Source organism: Pseudodesulfovibrio alkaliphilus, assembly GCF_009729555.1.
Taxonomy (GTDB): Bacteria; Desulfobacterota; Desulfovibrionia; order Desulfovibrionales; family Desulfovibrionaceae; genus Pseudodesulfovibrio; species Pseudodesulfovibrio alkaliphilus.
This window is the reverse complement of the sequence record NZ_WODC01000003.1, coordinates 84,864-100,317: the sequence shown is the minus strand read 5'-3', so window position 1 is coordinate 100,317 and position 15,454 is coordinate 84,864. Positions and strand designations below refer to the sequence as shown.

At 64.9% G+C, this 15,454-nt stretch carries 15 protein-coding genes; 4 read left to right on the top strand and 11 right to left on the bottom strand.

Annotated elements, in window-relative coordinates:
* The first annotated feature begins 5 nt into the window (after positions 1-5).
* A complete protein-coding gene (locus GKC30_RS05925; protein ID WP_155933042.1) occupies positions 6-845 on the top strand; it encodes a tetratricopeptide repeat protein in 840 nt (279 codons plus the stop codon).
* A gap of 101 nt (positions 846-946) precedes the next feature.
* Here the strand turns inward: GKC30_RS05925 and GKC30_RS05920 are convergent, their stop codons facing one another.
* The 8 genes from GKC30_RS05920 to GKC30_RS05885 all read right to left on the bottom strand — a co-directional run bounded on the left by GKC30_RS05920 (position 947) and on the right by GKC30_RS05885 (position 9,714).
* Positions 947-2,374 (bottom strand): sigma-54-dependent transcriptional regulator, encoded by a 1,428-nt coding sequence (locus GKC30_RS05920; RefSeq protein WP_155933040.1) that lies wholly within the window; start codon positions 2,372-2,374, stop codon positions 947-949.
* 81 nt (positions 2,375-2,455) lie between these two features.
* Positions 2,456-4,144 (bottom strand): potassium channel family protein, encoded by a 1,689-nt coding sequence (locus GKC30_RS05915; RefSeq protein ID WP_155933038.1) that lies wholly within the window; start codon positions 4,142-4,144, stop codon positions 2,456-2,458.
* A 56-nt stretch (positions 4,145-4,200) separates the two neighbouring features.
* Complete coding sequence (locus GKC30_RS05910) at positions 4,201-4,545, bottom strand: P-II family nitrogen regulator (RefSeq protein WP_155933036.1); 345 nt, start codon at positions 4,543-4,545, stop codon at positions 4,201-4,203.
* Positions 4,546-4,547: 2 nt separating this feature from the next.
* Positions 4,548-5,276 carry a DUF1538 domain-containing protein gene (locus tag GKC30_RS05905; RefSeq protein ID WP_155933034.1) on the bottom strand — a complete coding sequence of 243 codons (729 nt, stop codon included), beginning with the start codon at positions 5,274-5,276 and terminating at the stop codon, positions 4,548-4,550.
* Positions 5,273-5,968, bottom strand: a complete 696-nt coding sequence (locus tag GKC30_RS05900) for a DUF1538 domain-containing protein (RefSeq protein WP_367614003.1) — start codon at positions 5,966-5,968, stop codon at positions 5,273-5,275. The genes GKC30_RS05905 and GKC30_RS05900 overlap by 4 nt, the downstream gene beginning before the upstream one ends.
* 130 nt (positions 5,969-6,098) lie before the next feature.
* Complete coding sequence (locus tag GKC30_RS05895) at positions 6,099-7,274, bottom strand: cation:proton antiporter (RefSeq protein ID WP_155933032.1); 1,176 nt, start codon at positions 7,272-7,274, stop codon at positions 6,099-6,101.
* A gap of 57 nt (positions 7,275-7,331) precedes the next feature.
* On the bottom strand, positions 7,332-7,808 hold the full coding sequence (locus GKC30_RS05890; protein ID WP_155933030.1) for a cation:proton antiporter regulatory subunit: 477 nt from the start codon (positions 7,806-7,808) through the stop codon (positions 7,332-7,334).
* A 130-nt stretch (positions 7,809-7,938) separates the two neighbouring features.
* Positions 7,939-9,714, bottom strand: coding sequence for a glutamine--tRNA ligase/YqeY domain fusion protein (locus tag GKC30_RS05885; RefSeq protein WP_155933028.1), 1,776 nt, complete (start codon positions 9,712-9,714; stop codon positions 7,939-7,941).
* 218 nt (positions 9,715-9,932) lie between these two features.
* Here GKC30_RS05885 and GKC30_RS05880 point away from each other — a divergent pair, with 218 nt between their 5' ends.
* Entirely contained in the window at positions 9,933-10,751 is an 819-nt protein-coding gene (locus GKC30_RS05880) for a nitroreductase family protein (RefSeq protein ID WP_155933026.1), read from the top strand.
* Positions 10,752-10,770: 19 nt separating this feature from the next.
* Here GKC30_RS05880 and GKC30_RS05875 read toward each other — a convergent pair whose 3' ends face one another.
* The gene (locus tag GKC30_RS05875; protein WP_367614002.1) at positions 10,771-11,511 is read right to left on the bottom strand and encodes a tetratricopeptide repeat protein; all 741 of its coding nucleotides are present in this window, start codon (positions 11,509-11,511) and stop codon (positions 10,771-10,773) included.
* A 416-nt stretch (positions 11,512-11,927) separates the two neighbouring features.
* Here GKC30_RS05875 and GKC30_RS05870 point away from each other — a divergent pair, with 416 nt between their 5' ends.
* Positions 11,928-12,413, top strand: coding sequence for an Lrp/AsnC family transcriptional regulator (locus GKC30_RS05870; protein WP_155933022.1), 486 nt, complete (start codon positions 11,928-11,930; stop codon positions 12,411-12,413).
* Positions 12,414-12,457: 44 nt separating this feature from the next.
* Entirely contained in the window at positions 12,458-13,561 is a 1,104-nt protein-coding gene (gene ald, locus GKC30_RS05865) for an alanine dehydrogenase (RefSeq protein WP_155933020.1), read from the top strand.
* Between the two features lie 85 nt (positions 13,562-13,646).
* On the opposite strand, the gene GKC30_RS05860 is transcribed toward ald, so the two are convergent.
* Entirely contained in the window at positions 13,647-14,960 is a 1,314-nt protein-coding gene (locus tag GKC30_RS05860; RefSeq protein ID WP_155933018.1) for a TRAP transporter large permease, read from the bottom strand.
* A complete protein-coding gene (locus GKC30_RS05855; protein ID WP_155933016.1) occupies positions 14,961-15,449 on the bottom strand; it encodes a TRAP transporter small permease in 489 nt (162 codons plus the stop codon).
* Between the last annotated feature and the right edge of the window lie 5 nt (positions 15,450-15,454).

Here is a 15,454-nt window from a genome sequence, read left to right as displayed (position 1 = left end):
GGCAGATGACGGCAGATGATCGGACCGCCGGGGGCAAGGTTCCCCGTGACGCAGCCATGCCGGAGGTGGAGATTCCCAGTTCCGTGCAGCGGCACCGGATATCCGGGGTGTTTTCGAGCCAGAGCGTGGTTCGGGTTGGCACCGGCACCACCTCGCGCAAGGTCATCCAGAAGGCATACTGGTACGCCGAGGAGGCCGGGCCGGACGAGGACGGCAACATCGTGGTCATGGTCCGGCCCCTGAACAAGAACAATGTGCCCTCGGGCCAGGCCGAGGCCGTGCCCAGAGCCGACTTCCTGGAGCGTTACAATCCGGAGCTGGAATACTACCAGAAGGAAGTCTACCCCCGGATGCAGGAGCTGGACAGCACCCTCAAACGCGCCGAGGCCCAACGCGAGCAGGGAGCGCTCTATTCCGCCCAGTTCGAGTACGAGGCGGCCCTGAACGTGGACGAGGAGAACGTCCGGGCCAACTTCGGCCTGGGCCTGACCTACATGGAGCGCGGCGACGCGGGCAAGGCGGGCGACATCTTCAAGCGCGTGGTCTCCCTGGAGGCCGCCTTTGCCCCGGAGCACAAGCACCTTTTCAACGAATTCGGCATCAATCTTCGCAAGTCCAAGCTCCTCGACCAAGCCGTGGAATACTACGAACGCGCCCTGCAACTGACGGACAACGACGAGAACCTTCACTACAACATCGCCCGCGCCTATTTCGAGCGCGGCGACAGGGATCAGTGTCTGGCCAATCTGCGTCGGGCCCTGGAGCTCAACCCCCATTTGGAGGAGGCGCAGAAATTTCTGGCCTATGTGGAGAAGGAGGCCGGGGGGCCGGTGCTCGACGTGTGAGGCCATGCCCTCGGCCCGTGCCGGAAAAGGCTTGCCGCAGAAACAAAACGGCCGACTTCCCCAAGGAGGTCGGCCGCGTTTATTGCAGGGCGGGGCCGGGGTCAGACATCCAGCCCCTGTTTCTTGTACTCGTTGAGCTTGTTGCGCAGGGTGCGTACCGAGATGCCCAGCAGTTCGGCGGCCCTGGTGCGGTTGCCCGTGGTCTCCTCCAGGCTTTTGAGGATCAGGCGTTTTTCCATCTCGTGCAGGGGCATGACCGAGAGAGCCTCGGCCATGGAGGCGGGCGGCGGGGTCTGGCTGGCGGCCTGTTGCTCCGCGCCCACCGAGGTCAGGTCGTCGGGCGTCCATCCCTCGTCCCCCATAAGGAAGTGACGGGTCTGGATGGGGCCGGCTCCGGCCAGGAGCACGGCGCGTTCCATGAGGTTCTGCAATTCGCGCACATTGCCGGGCCAGTCGTAGTCCATGAGCCAGTTCTTGGCGTTTTCGGTAAAGGCGAGCTGGCCCAGGCCGTAGGCCGCGCTGAACTTGTTGGCGAAGAATTCGGCCAGCAGCAGGACATCGTCGCCGCGCTCGCGGAGGGCGGGCAGCTTGAGGGGGATGACGTTGAGGCGATAGAAGAGGTCCTGGCGGAACTTGCCCTCGGCCACGGCTCCTTCGATGTCGCGGTTGGTGGTGGCCAGGACGCGCACGTCCACGCTGACAGTCTCCACCCCGCCCACCCTGTCGAACTCAGACTCCTGGAGCACGCGCAGGAGCTTGGCCTGGAGGCCGAGGTCCATCTCGGTGATTTCGTCGAGGAGGATGGTGCCGCCGTGGGCCAGCTCGAACTTGCCGGGCTTGCGGCTGATGGCTCCGGTGAAGGCCCCCTTTTCGTGGCCGAAGAGTTCGGATTCCAGCAGGTGCTCGGGCAGGGCCGCGCAGTTGATGGCCACAAAGGGCTTGTCCGTGCGGTCCGAGCTGTGGTGCAGGTAGCGGGCGAACATTTCCTTGCCGGTGCCTGATTCGCCGGAGATGAGCACCGTGGCCTTGGACCGGGCCACCTGCCGGGCCAGGGCGAGGACGCGCAGTACGGCCTCGTGGCGGCCGATGATGTGAAATTTGCCGGGCCCGGCCTGGGCGGCGGGGGGGCGCTGCGGCTGGGAAGGGGCAGTGGGCTCTGGCTGTTGCGGCGCAGTGGGCTCGGGCGGGAGCACCAGCTTGATCTTGTCCCAGGCCAGGGGCTCGACCCAGTAGTCGCGTGCGCCCATGGAGAGGAAGCGGGTGGCCTCCTCGGCGTTGCCGTTTGGCGTGAAGATGATCACAGGAGGAAAAGCGTCGGCGGCGCGGGCCTGATCGAGTAGGGAGCGGGCGTCGAATCCCTGCATGGCCGGGCGGCAGAAGACAAGGCAGGGTTGGGATTTCCTGATGAACCCGAGGGCTCCGGTCAGGTTGTCGGCCAGCCCGGCCTGGAGCCCCGCCGCTTTGAGGGTGGGAAAAACGGCGGTCACGGACTGCGGTTCCGCGATGAAGAGCACGGTTCTGGCTGACATGATCCTGTCTATTAACGGGAAGTTGAATTGTTTACAAGAGGTTCACCGTTTCGTTCGGAGCTATGCCCATTGGCCCTCGCGTCAGCCCGGATATTTTTCCATGAACAGGCGCTCGGCCGAGGCGTCGCCGATGACGTAGAGGGAGTCGTCCGCGCTGAGAGCCCGGGCCGGGTCCGGGTTGACCTCCAGGGTGCCGTCGCGGTCCACGGCGATGACGCTGCACCCGGTTTCCTGGCGCAGGCCGCTGTCCATGAGGGTGGAGCCCTCCAGGGAGCGGTGGACCTTGACCCGGAAGATGTTCAGCCCCTCGGTCAGGGTGAGCACCTTGCCCGGGCTGAGGAGGTTGATGATGGTGTTGGCCGTGATGGTGGCGTAGGACATGACCAGGTCGGCCCCGGCCTTGTGCAGGACGCTGATGTTGCGGTCCAGGGTGGCCCGGCTGACGATCTGGATGTCCGGGCGCAATCGGCGGCAGTAGATGGTCAGGTAGATGTTCAGATCGTCGTTGTGGGTGGTGACGAAGACCGACGGGGCCTTGTCGATGCCCGCGGCCTCCAGGGTTTCGAGGTCCGAGGCGCTGCCGTGGACGTAGTGTTCCCCGTCGCGGATGAGCTTTTGGTTTTTCTCCACAATGCGGTAGTCCACGCCCTGGGCGGCCAGGGTCCTGGCCGTGGCCCGGCCCACCCGGCCGCCGCCAAGGACCAGCACCGGGGCTGCTACCGGCGCGGTGGGACCGGCAAAGGCGTCGAAGGCGTCGAGCTGGTCCCTGGTCCCGGCCAGGACCAGGACCGAGCTTGGGCCGATGACCGTGTCCGGGCGCGGGGCCTCGACCCGGCCGCGCTCCCACAGGCCGACGATGTTCATGCCCGTGGCGTCGCGCAGGCCGCAGTCGCGGATGGTCCGGCCCACCAGCGGGGTGCCCTGGGCGGGCGCCTCGGCCAGGAGCAGCTCGCTGACGCTGCCGATGACGTTGCTGCGCGCACCCGCGCCCAGGTTGCGCCGGGCCAGCATCTCGCCGAGCATACGCATGAACTGGAAGACGTGGCTCGCCCCGGCCAGCCGGAGGATGTCCAGGGATTCCTGGGAATCGGCGTTGGCCACGATGGGCACCTCGGGCGCCACCTCGCGGATGGTGAAGGCGGCGTTGGTGTTTTTCATGTCGTCGCTTAGGACCACCACCATGGCCGCCTTGTCCGCCCGCAGCCGCCGATAGGTCTCCGGGTCGTCGGACGGGCCGACAACGGGCTTGTAGCCCTGGTCCATGAGGTCCAGGGCATGGTGCACGTCGTGGACCAGGATGCAGTGGTCGAAGTGGAACTGGTCGAGGCGTACGGCCAGGTTCAGGGCCACGGGATCGGCCCCGACGATAATCAGGTGGCCCGAGGCGGTCTCGGGCATCTCGCGGCGCACCCGCGACTTGGTCTGGGCTTCGAGAAAGGGCGCGTAGAAGAACTGGATGAAGGTGAAGGGGAGCATGACCAGCAGGAAGACGACGCCCGAGAGCAGCACCACCAGCGAGAACATCCTGCCCAGGTCAGAGGTGAAGGTGATGTCGCCGAACCCCAGGGTGGACATGACGGTAAGCGTCCAATAAAATCCCGTCACCCATGAAAATTCCTGCCCCTCGCGCTCCATGAGCACATGGAAGAGCACACTGTAGAGGGTGATGCACGCCAGCAGGAAGAGAATGAACTTGACCAGGGCGCGCAGGTTGCGCTGGGTGCGCCTGTCGCGGACGAAGAAGGCTATCTGCGAGGGGATGAACTTCATGGTGCGGTTCCGTGATGACGCCTTGGCTCCGGGGCCTGTCGCGGCTGGTCACCGGCTCAGTTGCCGGTAGCCTCTTGGTTTAAAAGGTGGCAGATGCCTGCCACGTTCTTCAGTTCCAGGACAAAGGCGATGCCCTTGCCCGGCTGGTTCAGGTCGCCCGCATCCACGATGGCCCGGAGAATCCCCTGCGTTCGGTCGCTGGGCACGATGGTCAGGACAATGTCCTTTTCCGGTTCGATGGGGATGCCCCAGAGCTTCTTGTTCTCGCGGATGCCGGTGCCGCGTCCGGGAATGATGGTTCCCCCCTCGGCGCCGGCAGCCTTGGAGGCGGTGATGATGGCCTCGCAGTTGCCCTTGTCCACCACGGTGACGATCAGGTCAAAGGGGATGTCCAGTTCCATGCCTAACTCCTTCTCTTTGCGTAAGTCACGATCATTCCCAGGGCCATGACCGAGAGGATGGGGGCCAGGGCCACCAGGGCGATGAGCCCGAAGCCGTCCAGAATGGGGTCGCGCCCTTCCATGGCCGAGGCGATGCCCAGGGCCACGGCCAGGACAAAGGTCACGGTCATGGGGCCGGTGGCCACTCCGCCCGCGTCAAAGGCGATGGCGATGAAGGTCGGGTCGCAAAAGCGCATCATGACCAGGGCGGCCAGATAGCCCGGGATGAGGATGTGATGGATGGGAACGCCGTAGATGATCTTGGCCATGCCCAGGGCCACGAACACGGCCACGCCCAGGGACAGGGCAATGAGAATAACCTTGCCCTTGATGCTGCCCGAGGACGCCTTTTCCACCTGCTGGCTGAGAATGTGCACCGCGGGCTCGGCCACGGTGGCCACCAGACCGAGGACAAAGCCGATGGGAATGAGCGGCCAGGTGGAATCCATGGCGCCAAGGACTTCGCCCATGGCCGTGCCCACGGGCATGAAGCCCACCTGCACCCCTTGCAGGAAGAGGACCAGCCCGGCCATGCACAGGGCCAGCCCCTTGGCCATGTTCAGCACATATTCCGTGGGCAGCTTGAGGTAGCGCACCTGAAAGAAGATGAAAAAAAGCACCAGCGGGGTCAGTGCCTGGAGCACCTCGGCGACCACGTGGCCGAAGTCGAGAAAGTCGAGCAGGCCGGTCATCCGTAGAACATCCCCAGGAGCATGACCCCGATGACCGGCCCCACCGAGGCCAGACCCACAAGGCCGAAGCCGTCGGAAAAAGACGAGCGGCCGCCCATGACCGCCACGGTGCCGAGGCCCAGGGCCAGGATGAAGGGAACCGTCACCGGCCCGGTGGTCACGCCGCCCGCGTCAAAGGCGATGGGCACGTAGTCGGCCGGAGTGACCAGCGACAGGGTGATGATCAGCAGGTAGCTGACCGCGTAGAGCCAGGCGATGGGCGTTTTGAAGACGATGCGGGCCATGGCCAGGACCACGAAGATGGCCACGCCAAGCGCCACGCTGAGGATGAGCACCTGCCTGTTGACCGCGCCATGGGAGGCGAGGTCCACCTGATGGGCCAGCACGCGCACGTCCGGCTCGGCCACGGTCACGGCAAAGCCGAGGATGAAGGAAAAGAAGAGCAGGAAGCGTAGCGAGCCGTGCTTGGGCAGGTCGCCGCCCACGGCCTCGCCCATGGGGAGAAGCCCGATCTTCACACCCTGGAGAAAGAGGAACAGCCCGGCAAGGACCATGGCCGCGCCCACCAGAAAGCGTGCAAAGACATCCCAGGGCAGGGAGACGAGAAACACCTGCAACAGGACGACCACCCCGGCGATGGGCAGCACGGCCAGCAGGACTTCCTTGAGGTTCTCGTTCATTCCGGTCTTCACCTGTTTCTCCAGTGGTAGCATGGGCGGGCGTGTCGGGGAATCAGGTCGCCGACAATAGAGAAATTATCAGCACCAGGATGGGTTTTCAAGGCGTTTCGCCCGGTGCCGGGTGGTGGCGTTGGGGAGACGGCTATCCAGCGGTTTCGGTCTTGGCCGCCTTGCGGGCCTTGCGCCACTGGTGGAAGCGGTCGGCATAGGCAGGTGCCTTTTGGAAGAGAAAGACCCCGAGCATGGCCGTGATGATGACGTAGACGCCGCTGAACACGCGCAGCTGGGCCGCGGCCAGGCTGGCGATGACGGCCGAGAATTCTCCCCGCTGGACCAGCGAGAGTCCGGCCCTGGCCGCGATCTTGGGCGAGAGGCCCGAGATGCGCCCGCCCAGGTAGCCGGTGAGCACCTTGCCGATCACGGCCCAGACCACGCATACTCCCAGCAGCAGGGGCATGGGCACGCCGTCGCCGAACTGCACCGTGGTCCCGAACCAGAAGAAGAAGAAGGGGAGCATGATGTTGCGCAGCGGGATGAAGAGCTGCTCCAGGTCGTGGGCCTTGCCCGTTTCCGAGAGCATGACCCCGGCCAGGAACGCGCCCAGGATCTCGGAGAGGCCGAGCCAGAGAGCCAGCCCCGCATAGGCCAGGGCCAGTCCGGCCGCGAACAGGGGGATGAAGTCGGTCTGGATGTAGCGGCCCACGAAGGTGGTCATCCGGCGGAAGCCGAAGTAGGCGATGACCACAGCCCCGGCCACGAAGAGGACGATCTTGAGGGTGAGCAGTCCGGCGAACCCGGCGGTCATCTCCTCCCCGCCCACGGTGGCGGCGATGAAGGTGACCAGCAGCGGGGCCACAAGGTCCTCGAAGATGAGCAGGCCGAGGATGAACTCGGACTCGGGGTTGGCCAGCCGCTTCTTTTCCTCCAGCAGCTTGACCGTGATGGACGAGCTGGTGGCATAGGACACGGAGCCGATGATGAAGGCGGAGAGGATGTCGAGCCCCAGGATCAGGCCAAAGCCCATGACCACGCCGAAGTTGAGGGCCACGTCGATGAGCCCGGCCGGCCAGATGCGCCGTCCCACATCCATCATTCGGATCAGGGGAAACTCGAGGCCCACGATGAAGAAGAGGAAGACGATGCCGATTTCGGCGGCCTCGTGGATCTGCTTGTGGTCGCTGATATGCCCGGCCAGGACCACCCCGAGCAGGATGTAGATCAGCACCGAGGGCACCCTGATCTTCATGGAGGTCAGGGACGCCCCGAAGAAGGTGATCAGCACGATGCCGGCCAGGAGGAGGAAGGGAAGGCTGTCCATGTGGCCTCGCTCAGTGGTGTTGTGCGCGTCCGGGGGCTGCGGCCTCCGGTATGCCGCCTAGCGGCACAGGTCTTCGAGGGCCTTGATCTGCTCCCGCGAACCGATGGCCATGAGCACATCGCCCTCGGTGATGACCTCGGTGATGTCCGGGCTGCCGATGATGGCGCCGCCCCGGTCGATGCCGATGATGGTGGAGCCGGTCATCTTGCGGATCTGGGACTCGGCGATGGTCTTGTCCTTGATCTGGCTGGCGGCACCGACCTTGATCCACTCGATGCGTACCGAGCGGAGCAGGAGGTCCATGCGGTCGTCGGCCACGGGCTGGTAGTCCACGCCGAGCAGGATGGCCCCGAGCTTGCGGGCCTCCTCGTCGCTGAACTTGACCGTGGCCAGGGGATCGTCGTCCGGGTCTTCGAAATAGTAGATTTCCCGGTTGCCCGTCAGGTGAAGCAGGACCACGATGTGCTTCCCGCCCACGGTGGTCATGGAGTATTTTTTCCCGATGCCGGGCAGATCCGTTGTCTTGACGTCCATGGTGTCCTCCAGCTTCTTTGATGCAACTAGGTTTGTACCTGCGAACGGCCCGAATGTAAACGAAGATCGGTCCTGGCGGCGGAGGCGCGTCAGGAAACGAAGCCGATTCCGCCCTTGCCCCTCGGCCTGCTCACCCCTCGGTCTTCTGCTGAATCTTGGCCCAGGTGTCGCGCAGGGTGGCCGTGCGGTTGAAGACAAGACGCTGGCCGGGCACATGGTCTCGCGAGTCCGCGCAGTAGTAGCCGGTGCGCTCGAACTGGAAGTTGGTGCCCGGGGCCATGTGGGCCATGGCCGGCTCCACCAGGCAGCCGGTCAGCACCTCCAGGGAGTCGGGGTTGACATGGTCCGTGAAGCTGCCGCCCTCGGCCACGGCGTTTGGGTTGTCGCAGGTGAAGAGGGGGCCGTAGTTGCGCACCTCTGCCGTGAGCGCGTGGGCGGCCGAGACCCAGTGCAGGGTTCCCTTGATCTTGCGGCCGTCCTTGGACCAGCCGCCGCGGGTCTCGGGATCAAAGGTGGCGCGGACCTCGGTGATCCGGCCGTCGTCGCCGCGGGTGAAGCCGGTGCAGGTGACATAGTAGGCGAAGCGCAGCCGCACCTCCCGGCCCGGGGCGAGGCGGAAGTATTTTTTGGGCGCCTCCTCCATGAAGTCGGCCCGCTCGATCCACAGCTCGCGGGCGAAAGGCACCACGCGGGTGCCCATGGACTCGTCCTCGGGGTGCAGCGGCATGGTGAATTCGTCCAGCCCGTCCTCGGGATAGTTCTCGATGATCAGCTTCACCGGGTCCATGACGCCGAGGTAGCGCGGGGCGCGGTCGTTGAGGTCCTGACGGATGCAGTGCTCGAGCAGGGCGTGTTCCACGGTGGAGTCGGCCTTGGCCACGCCGATGCGGTCGCAGAAATCGCGCAGGGCGGCCGGGGTGCACCCCCGGCGGCGCAGGCCGCAGATGGTGGGCATGCGCGGGTCGTCCCAGCCGCTGACGTATCCCTCCTGCACCAGTTGGATGAGCTTGCGCTTGGAGAGCACCGTGCCCGTCAGATTGAGCCGGGCGAACTCGTACTGCCTGGGCCGCTGCTTGAAACCGGGCAGGGCGGCCAGTTCTTGGTAGGCGGCCGCGTTTTCGCCGAAGAGTTCAGGCATTCCGAGCCCCTGCATCAGCGTGTCCACGCACCAGTCGTACAGCGGGCGGTTGTTTTCGAACTCCAGGGTGCAGATGGAGTGGGTGATGCCCTCGATGGCATCGGACAGGCCGTGGGTGAAGTCGTACATGGGATAGATGCACCATGCGTCGCCCGTGCGGTGGTGGCTGGCGTGCTTGATGCGGTACAGGGTCGGGTCGCGCAGGACCACGTTGGGCGAGGCCATGTCGATCCTGGCGCGCAGGACGCAGGCGCCGTCGGGCAGATCGCCCTTGCGCATGGCCCGGAACAGGGCGAGGTTTTCCTCCATGGTCCGGCCGCGGTAGGGCGAATCCGTGCCCGGCTCCTTGAGGGTGCCCCGGTTGGCGCGGATCTCCTCGGCGCTCTGATGGTCCACATAGGCTTTGCCCATTTTGATGAACAGCTCGGCGATGAGATAGAGCTTCTCGAAGTAGTCCGAGGCGTAGAAGTTGGCGTCCCATTCGAAGCCGAGCCAGCGCACGTCCTCCTTGATGGACTCCACGTACTCCACATCCTCCTTGACCGGGTTGGTGTCGTCAAAGCGCAGGTTGCACCTGCCCTGGTAGTCAAGGGCGATGCCGAAGTTGAGGCAGATGGACTTGGCGTGGCCGATGTGCAGGTAGCCGTTGGGCTCGGGAGGAAAGCGGGTGTGGACGCGGCCGCCGTAGGCGCCGGTCTCGTTGTCGCGTTCGATGATGGTGCGGATGAAGTCCTTGCCTCTTTCCGGGGCGTCGGGCGTGGTGCTCATGTGCTGTTTCCTCGTTGCCATGGGGCTTGCCCTGGCAGCCTTGTCCTTGTTGCTTTGCCGGATGCGGTCCTGGGGGGAAATGATAATCGCGCCGGGTCATCGAATTACGGGAAAACCGCTGGCCGGTCAACGTGCGCCCCGGCTTCCTGGCTCCGGTTCTTGCTCCTCCGGCAGGAAAGAGGCACCATGGGGCCGCACCTCAACCCCGGAGGAACTCCATGCCCCTGTTCACCGTTGATGCCGACGCCTGCGCCCGCGACGGCCTGTGCGCGGCCGTGTGTCCGGTCGGCTGCATTGTCGGCGCACCGGATCAGCTGCCCGTGCCCCATGAGAAAAAGCAGGCCTATTGCCTCGAGTGCGGCCATTGCGTGGCCGTCTGTCCCCGCGGGGCGCTGCGGCTCGACCGCTTCGCCTCCGGCCCGGTGCGCCTTGATCGGGCCGACCGGCCCTCCCTTGATCAGGTGGAATGGCTGCTCAGGGCGCGGCGCTCCATGCGCACCTTCAGGCCCGAGCCGCCCGATCGCCGATTGGTGGCCCGGCTCCTCGACCTGACCCAGTACGCACCCTCGGGTCACAACGCCCGGCCCGTGGAATGGGTGGTGGCCGCAACCCCGGAGGCGGTGCGCGTTGTTGCCACGGCCGTGGCGCAGTGGATGCGCGACGAGGCGGAGCGGCAGACGCCCCTGGCCGCAGCCCTGCATCTGGCCGGGGTGGCGGCGGCCTTTGACGCGGGCGTGGACATCATCTGCCGGGACGCACCCATGCTGGCCGTGGCCCATACCCCGGCTCAAGGCATCACCCCGGCCGAGGACGGGGTCATCGCGGTGACGTATCTGGAGCTGGCGGCCGCCGGAGCCGGGCTCGGGGCGTGCTGGTGCGGGTATCTCTGCGCGGCGGCCAGGCATGACCCGCGGGTGACGGAAACCCTCGGGCTGGACGAGAGCCGCGTGGTGCGCGGCGCATTGCTGCTCGGCCGCCCGGCCAGACGCTACGCTGCCGCACCGCCCAGGCCTGCGGCCCGGACCGAGTGGCTGTGACGGGCGCCCCCCTGAGGGGCTATGCCTGAGCCTGGGCCGATTTTTGGCAATACTTGAGGAATTTCTGGGCCTCGACGAACTCGGGGTTGAGGCTTAAGGCCTGTTCCAGGCTGCGAACGCACAGGTCGCTCATGCCTTTTTCATAATAGACCCGGGCGAGATTGAAGTAGACGTTCTCGTCGTCCTCCACGATTTCCAGGGACTTGTTGTAGTAGCGGATGGACTCGTCGTAGTGGCCGTTCTTGCGCAGCGAGATGCCGAACTGGTTGAATTTCTGCCGGTGTTCGTAGGTGAACGCCTCGTCAAGGCCGAGGAGGGTTTCGAGCACCTTCTTGAGTTTGTCGAAATCCTTTTGCTCGGAGTAGACCTCGCCCAGTCCGTAGTTGGCGTCCACGTGTTTCTCGTCGATCATCAGTGCCTTGAGAAACTGGCGCTCGGCCTCGTCGAGATCGCCCGAGGCAAAGGCCTCGTTGCCCATCTTCACCTTTCGGCTCAGGGTATTGAGGGCCGGAACCGTGTGGATGCGGTAGTAATGGGGCTCGGGCGTGTACTGCCTGAGGAAGTTGATCTCGCCGAGGACGCTTCTGACGCCCGAGGGCACATGGTGGGCGTTGAGCGGCTGGACCTCGAATTCTGCGGGCGAGAGCTGGCGCGCGTACCAGTAGGTCACGTTTTGGTGTTTGCCCTGGGTGCCGCCGGTGCCGATCTCGGCCTCTTGCGACAGGGAGTAGACGCCCAGAATCTGCGGATAATCGCTCACGTATTGACTCCGTCTGTTTGCGTCGCGCCCGGCCGCCATCCGGGGGAAGCTGTGTTTTATGGCAATCGGAAGGCCTACCACAAATCATATTCCAGAGGGTAATGAAAAGCAATAACTCTTCGCAATTCGCTCGGGACAAGCGGCTTGGGAAGGTCATTGCTGGCTTTCCGTGTGGACAGGAGCGGGCTGACGACATGGTTGCAGGGTAGGCAGGTTGCGGCCACCTCGGCCAGACCGCGGGCGAGGCCGTGTCGCCCGCCGTGACGAGGCGGCTGGCCGGGTACGTGCGGCGGGTCCGCTGCCGTTGTTTTCGCGTCAGACCGTCCAAGCAAAAAACAAGTTGACAATAATTTTGCCTTTTCGATAAAAATTCCCATCAAGATTTTCAAAACGGAAGAAAACGCCACGGAAAGGCCATGGTGAAATACCTCCTTGATCCCCACGACAGAAAGTTGGTGGCGGCACTGACCGCCGACGGACAGCGCTCGCCCGGCAAGGTGGCCGGGGAGATGGGCGTCACCGCGCCCACGGTGCGTTCGCGCCTGAAGAACCTTATGGCCGCCGGAGTGCTCAAAGTCGCCGGGCTCATCGACCCCATGAAGGCGCGGGGGCTGACCGTGGCCCTGGTGGGCATATCCCTCAACAGTCACGAACAGCTCGACGAGAAGCTGGCCTGTATCGGCTCCCTGCCGCGTGTCAACTGGTGCGCCGTGGTCACTGGCCGTTACGACATCATCGCGGAGATCGTCTGCTCCGAGGACATCGGAGACCTCTACGACTTTCTGGACCAGGATCTCTCCAAGGTGGGCGGGGTCAATTCCAGCGAATCGTTTGTCGTCATGAAATCGCGGCGAAAGTGGCTTTTGCTGCCCGATGCCGTGGTCCGGGAGTTCAACGCATAACCCGCCCACCGCGGCGGACGGATTTATTCATCAAGGAGAGAGTCATGATCATTGGTATCCCAAAGGAAATCAAAACATTGGAGAACCGCGTCGCCATGACGCCGGGTGCGGTCGAAACCCTGGTGCGCCAGGGCCACACCGTGCTGACCGAGACCGGCGCAGGCCTGGGCAGCGGCCTGGGCGACGAGGAATACGCCGCTGCCGGAGCCAGGCTGGTCACTGCTGCCGAGGCGTGGGGGGCACAGATGGTCATCAAGGTCAAGGAGCCGCTGGAGTCCGAGTTCGGCTATTTGCGCGACGACCTTATCCTCTTCACCTATCTGCATCTGGCCGCCGCCGAATCCCTGACCCACGCCCTGCTCAAGGCGGGCACCACGGGCATCGCCTACGAGACCGTAACCCTGCCCGACGGCTCCCTGCCGCTGCTCATGCCCATGAGCGAGGTGGCCGGACGCATGGCCACCCAGGTGGGCGCACATTATCTCGAAAAGAATCAGGGAGGTCGCGGCATGCTGCTTGGCGGTGTGCCCGGCGTGGCTCCGGCCTCGGTGGCGGTCATCGGCGGCGGCGTGGTCGGCACCAACGCAGCCCGCATCGCCGTGGGCATGGGGGCGCATGTGACCATCCTCGACCTCTCCCACAAGCGGCTGCAGTATCTTGACGACATCTTCCAGGGCCGTCTGACCACCATGGCCTCCACCGAGCCCAACATCCGGGCCGCCGTGCAGGCTTCGGACCTCGTCATCGGCGCGGTGCTGGTGCCCGGGGCCAAGGCCCCCAAGCTGGTCACCCGCGAGATGCTGCCCACCATGAAGGAGGGCTCGGTCATCGTGGACGTGGCCGTGGACCAGGGCGGCTGCGTGGAGACCATCAGGGCCACCACCCACGACGACCCGGTCTATGTGGTTGACGGCGTGGTCCACTACGGCGTGGCCAACATGCCCGGCGCCGTGCCCCGCACCTCCACCTTTGCCCTGGTCAACCAGACCCTGCCCTATGCCCTGCGCATCGCCCGCGACGGCATGGACGCCCTGAGGAAGGACCCCGGCCTGGCCCTGGGCCTGAATACCTGCAAGGGCAGGTTGACCTGCCCGGCCGTCGGGCAGGCCCTGGGTATCGACTCCGTGACCCCGGCCCAAGCTCTCTAGGCCGTTTACCTCGTCCCAAAACGGAAAACCCCGTCCGTTCCGGTAAGTCGGAGCGGGCGGGGCTTCTTTGTTGTTCGGGGCCGGGTCAGTACATGAGGCCCGGCAGGTAGAGGATGATCTGGGGGAAGACGAAGAGCAGGGCGATACCCGCGATGATGGCCAGCATGAAGGGCACGATGCCCCTGAAGACCTGCTCCAGGGTCACGCCGGGCGCGATTTTCTGGCACATGCCGTAGACCACGTAGACGTTGATGCCCACCGGGGGCGTGATGACACCCATCTCCGTGACCAGGACGATGATGATGCCGAACCAGATGGGGTCGTAGCCCATGCTGGTGACCACCGGGAAGAAGACCGGGATGGTCAGCATGATCAGGGCCAGGGAGTCCATGAAGCAGCCGCCGATGAAGTAGATGAGGATGATGGCCGCCATGATGGCGTAATGGGGCATGTCAAAGGAGGCCACCCAACTGGCGATGTCAAAGGGGATGCGGGTCACGGCCAGGAACTTGCCGAAGACCACTGCGCCCGCGATGAGGACCATGACCATGCACGAGGTGCGCAGGGTCTCGTGCAGGGAGTTGACAAAGGCGTTCCATGAGAGCTGGCGCTTGATCACGGCCAGGGCAAGGACGCCGAGCACGCCTATGGACGCGGCCTCGGTGGGCGTGAACCAGCCCCGGAAGAGCCCCCCGATGACCAGGGCGAAGATGATCAGGGTGTCGAGCAGCCCGGCCAGGGACTTGAGCTTTCTGGACCAGGGGAAGGACTCCCCCTTGGGGCCAAGGGCGGGGTTGATCCGGCACTGGATGGCGATGGCCGCCACGAACAGGGCCGTGAGCAGGAAGGCCGGGAAGATGCCGGAGACGAAGAGGGCGCCGATGGACTGCTCGGTGAGCACTCCGTAGATGATCAGCACCACGCTGGGCGGCATGATCATGCCGAGTCCGCCGCCCGATGCCACCGAGGCCGAGGCCAGGGAGTTGGCGTAGCCGTAGCGTTTCATCTCCGGTATGCCCACGGTGGACATGGTGGCCGCTGTGGCCGGGCTGGAGCCGCAGACCGCGCCAAAGGCGGTGCAGGCCGAGACAGTGGCCATGGCCAGCCCGCCCCGGGTGCTTCCGAGAAAGTGGTAGGCGGTGTTGTAGAGCCTCTTTGAGATGCCGCAGTTGAAGGCGATCTGGCCCATGAGGATGAACAGGGGGATGGTGGACAGCTCGTAGGAGGCAAAGGCGTCGTAGATATTGCGCGACATGAGGTTCAGCCCGCCGCGCCAGGAAGTGAGCAGCGAGAAGCCCACGAATCCGACAAGCATCATGACGAAGGCCACCGGCATCCGGGTCATGAACAGCAGGACCATGACGACGATGCCGACGATTCCGGCGGTGGTAGGGTCCATCTAGTCCTCCCCGCCTTTGAGGAACCGTGCGATGTCCCGGACCAGGAACAGGGAGTAGACCAGAAAGCCGAAGGCGAGCACGTAGATGATCAGGTAGTCGGGCAGCTCCAGGTTCATGGAGACCTCGCCGGATTCGGACTGGGTCCGCGCATACAGGTACATGCGCCAGGCCACGATGGACACCAGGGCCAGGGTGGCAGCGGTGGTCAGCAGCTTGACTGCGCGGCGGGTGCGGCGCGGCAGACGACGCACGAATATCTCCACGCCGATGTGGCTCTTTTGCTGGTGGGCGTACGGCAGGGCGAACCCGACCACCACGATGCCCAGGATGGAGACAATCTCCTCGCAGCCGAAGATGGGCGTGTTCCATACGCCGCGCATGAGCACGTCGGTCCCGGTGAGCAGCGCCATGCAGAAGAGGCAGAGGGCGGCGATGGCGCGCATGGCCCGCTCCAGATGGTCGAGGGGGCCTTTCTTCATTTCTTCCATGAGAC

Bases quoted from the DNA above. Each gene is read 5' to 3' on its own strand.
- GKC30_RS05890 (WP_155933030.1), bottom strand. From the start codon at position 7,808: ATGGACGTCAAGACAACGGATCTGCCCGGCATCGGGAAAAAATACTCC.
- GKC30_RS05910 (WP_155933036.1), bottom strand. From the start codon at position 4,545: ATGGAACTGGACATCCCCTTTGACCTGATCGTCACCGTGGTGGACAAG.
- GKC30_RS05880 (WP_155933026.1), top strand. From the start codon at position 9,933: ATGCCCCTGTTCACCGTTGATGCCGACGCCTGCGCCCGCGACGGCCTG.
- ald (WP_155933020.1), top strand. From the start codon at position 12,458: ATGATCATTGGTATCCCAAAGGAAATCAAAACATTGGAGAACCGCGTC.
- GKC30_RS05855 (WP_155933016.1), bottom strand. From the start codon at position 15,449: ATGGAAGAAATGAAGAAAGGCCCCCTCGACCATCTGGAGCGGGCCATG.
- GKC30_RS05885 (WP_155933028.1), bottom strand. From the start codon at position 9,714: ATGAGCACCACGCCCGACGCCCCGGAAAGAGGCAAGGACTTCATCCGC.
- GKC30_RS05915 (WP_155933038.1), bottom strand. From the start codon at position 4,144: ATGAAGTTCATCCCCTCGCAGATAGCCTTCTTCGTCCGCGACAGGCGC.
- GKC30_RS05870 (WP_155933022.1), top strand. From the start codon at position 11,928: ATGGTGAAATACCTCCTTGATCCCCACGACAGAAAGTTGGTGGCGGCA.
- GKC30_RS05860 (WP_155933018.1), bottom strand. From the start codon at position 14,960: ATGGACCCTACCACCGCCGGAATCGTCGGCATCGTCGTCATGGTCCTG.
- GKC30_RS05920 (WP_155933040.1), bottom strand. From the start codon at position 2,374: ATGTCAGCCAGAACCGTGCTCTTCATCGCGGAACCGCAGTCCGTGACC.
- GKC30_RS05895 (WP_155933032.1), bottom strand. From the start codon at position 7,274: ATGGACAGCCTTCCCTTCCTCCTCCTGGCCGGCATCGTGCTGATCACC.
- GKC30_RS05905 (WP_155933034.1), bottom strand. From the start codon at position 5,276: ATGACCGGCCTGCTCGACTTTCTCGACTTCGGCCACGTGGTCGCCGAG.
- GKC30_RS05925 (WP_155933042.1), top strand. From the start codon at position 6: ATGACGGCAGATGATCGGACCGCCGGGGGCAAGGTTCCCCGTGACGCA.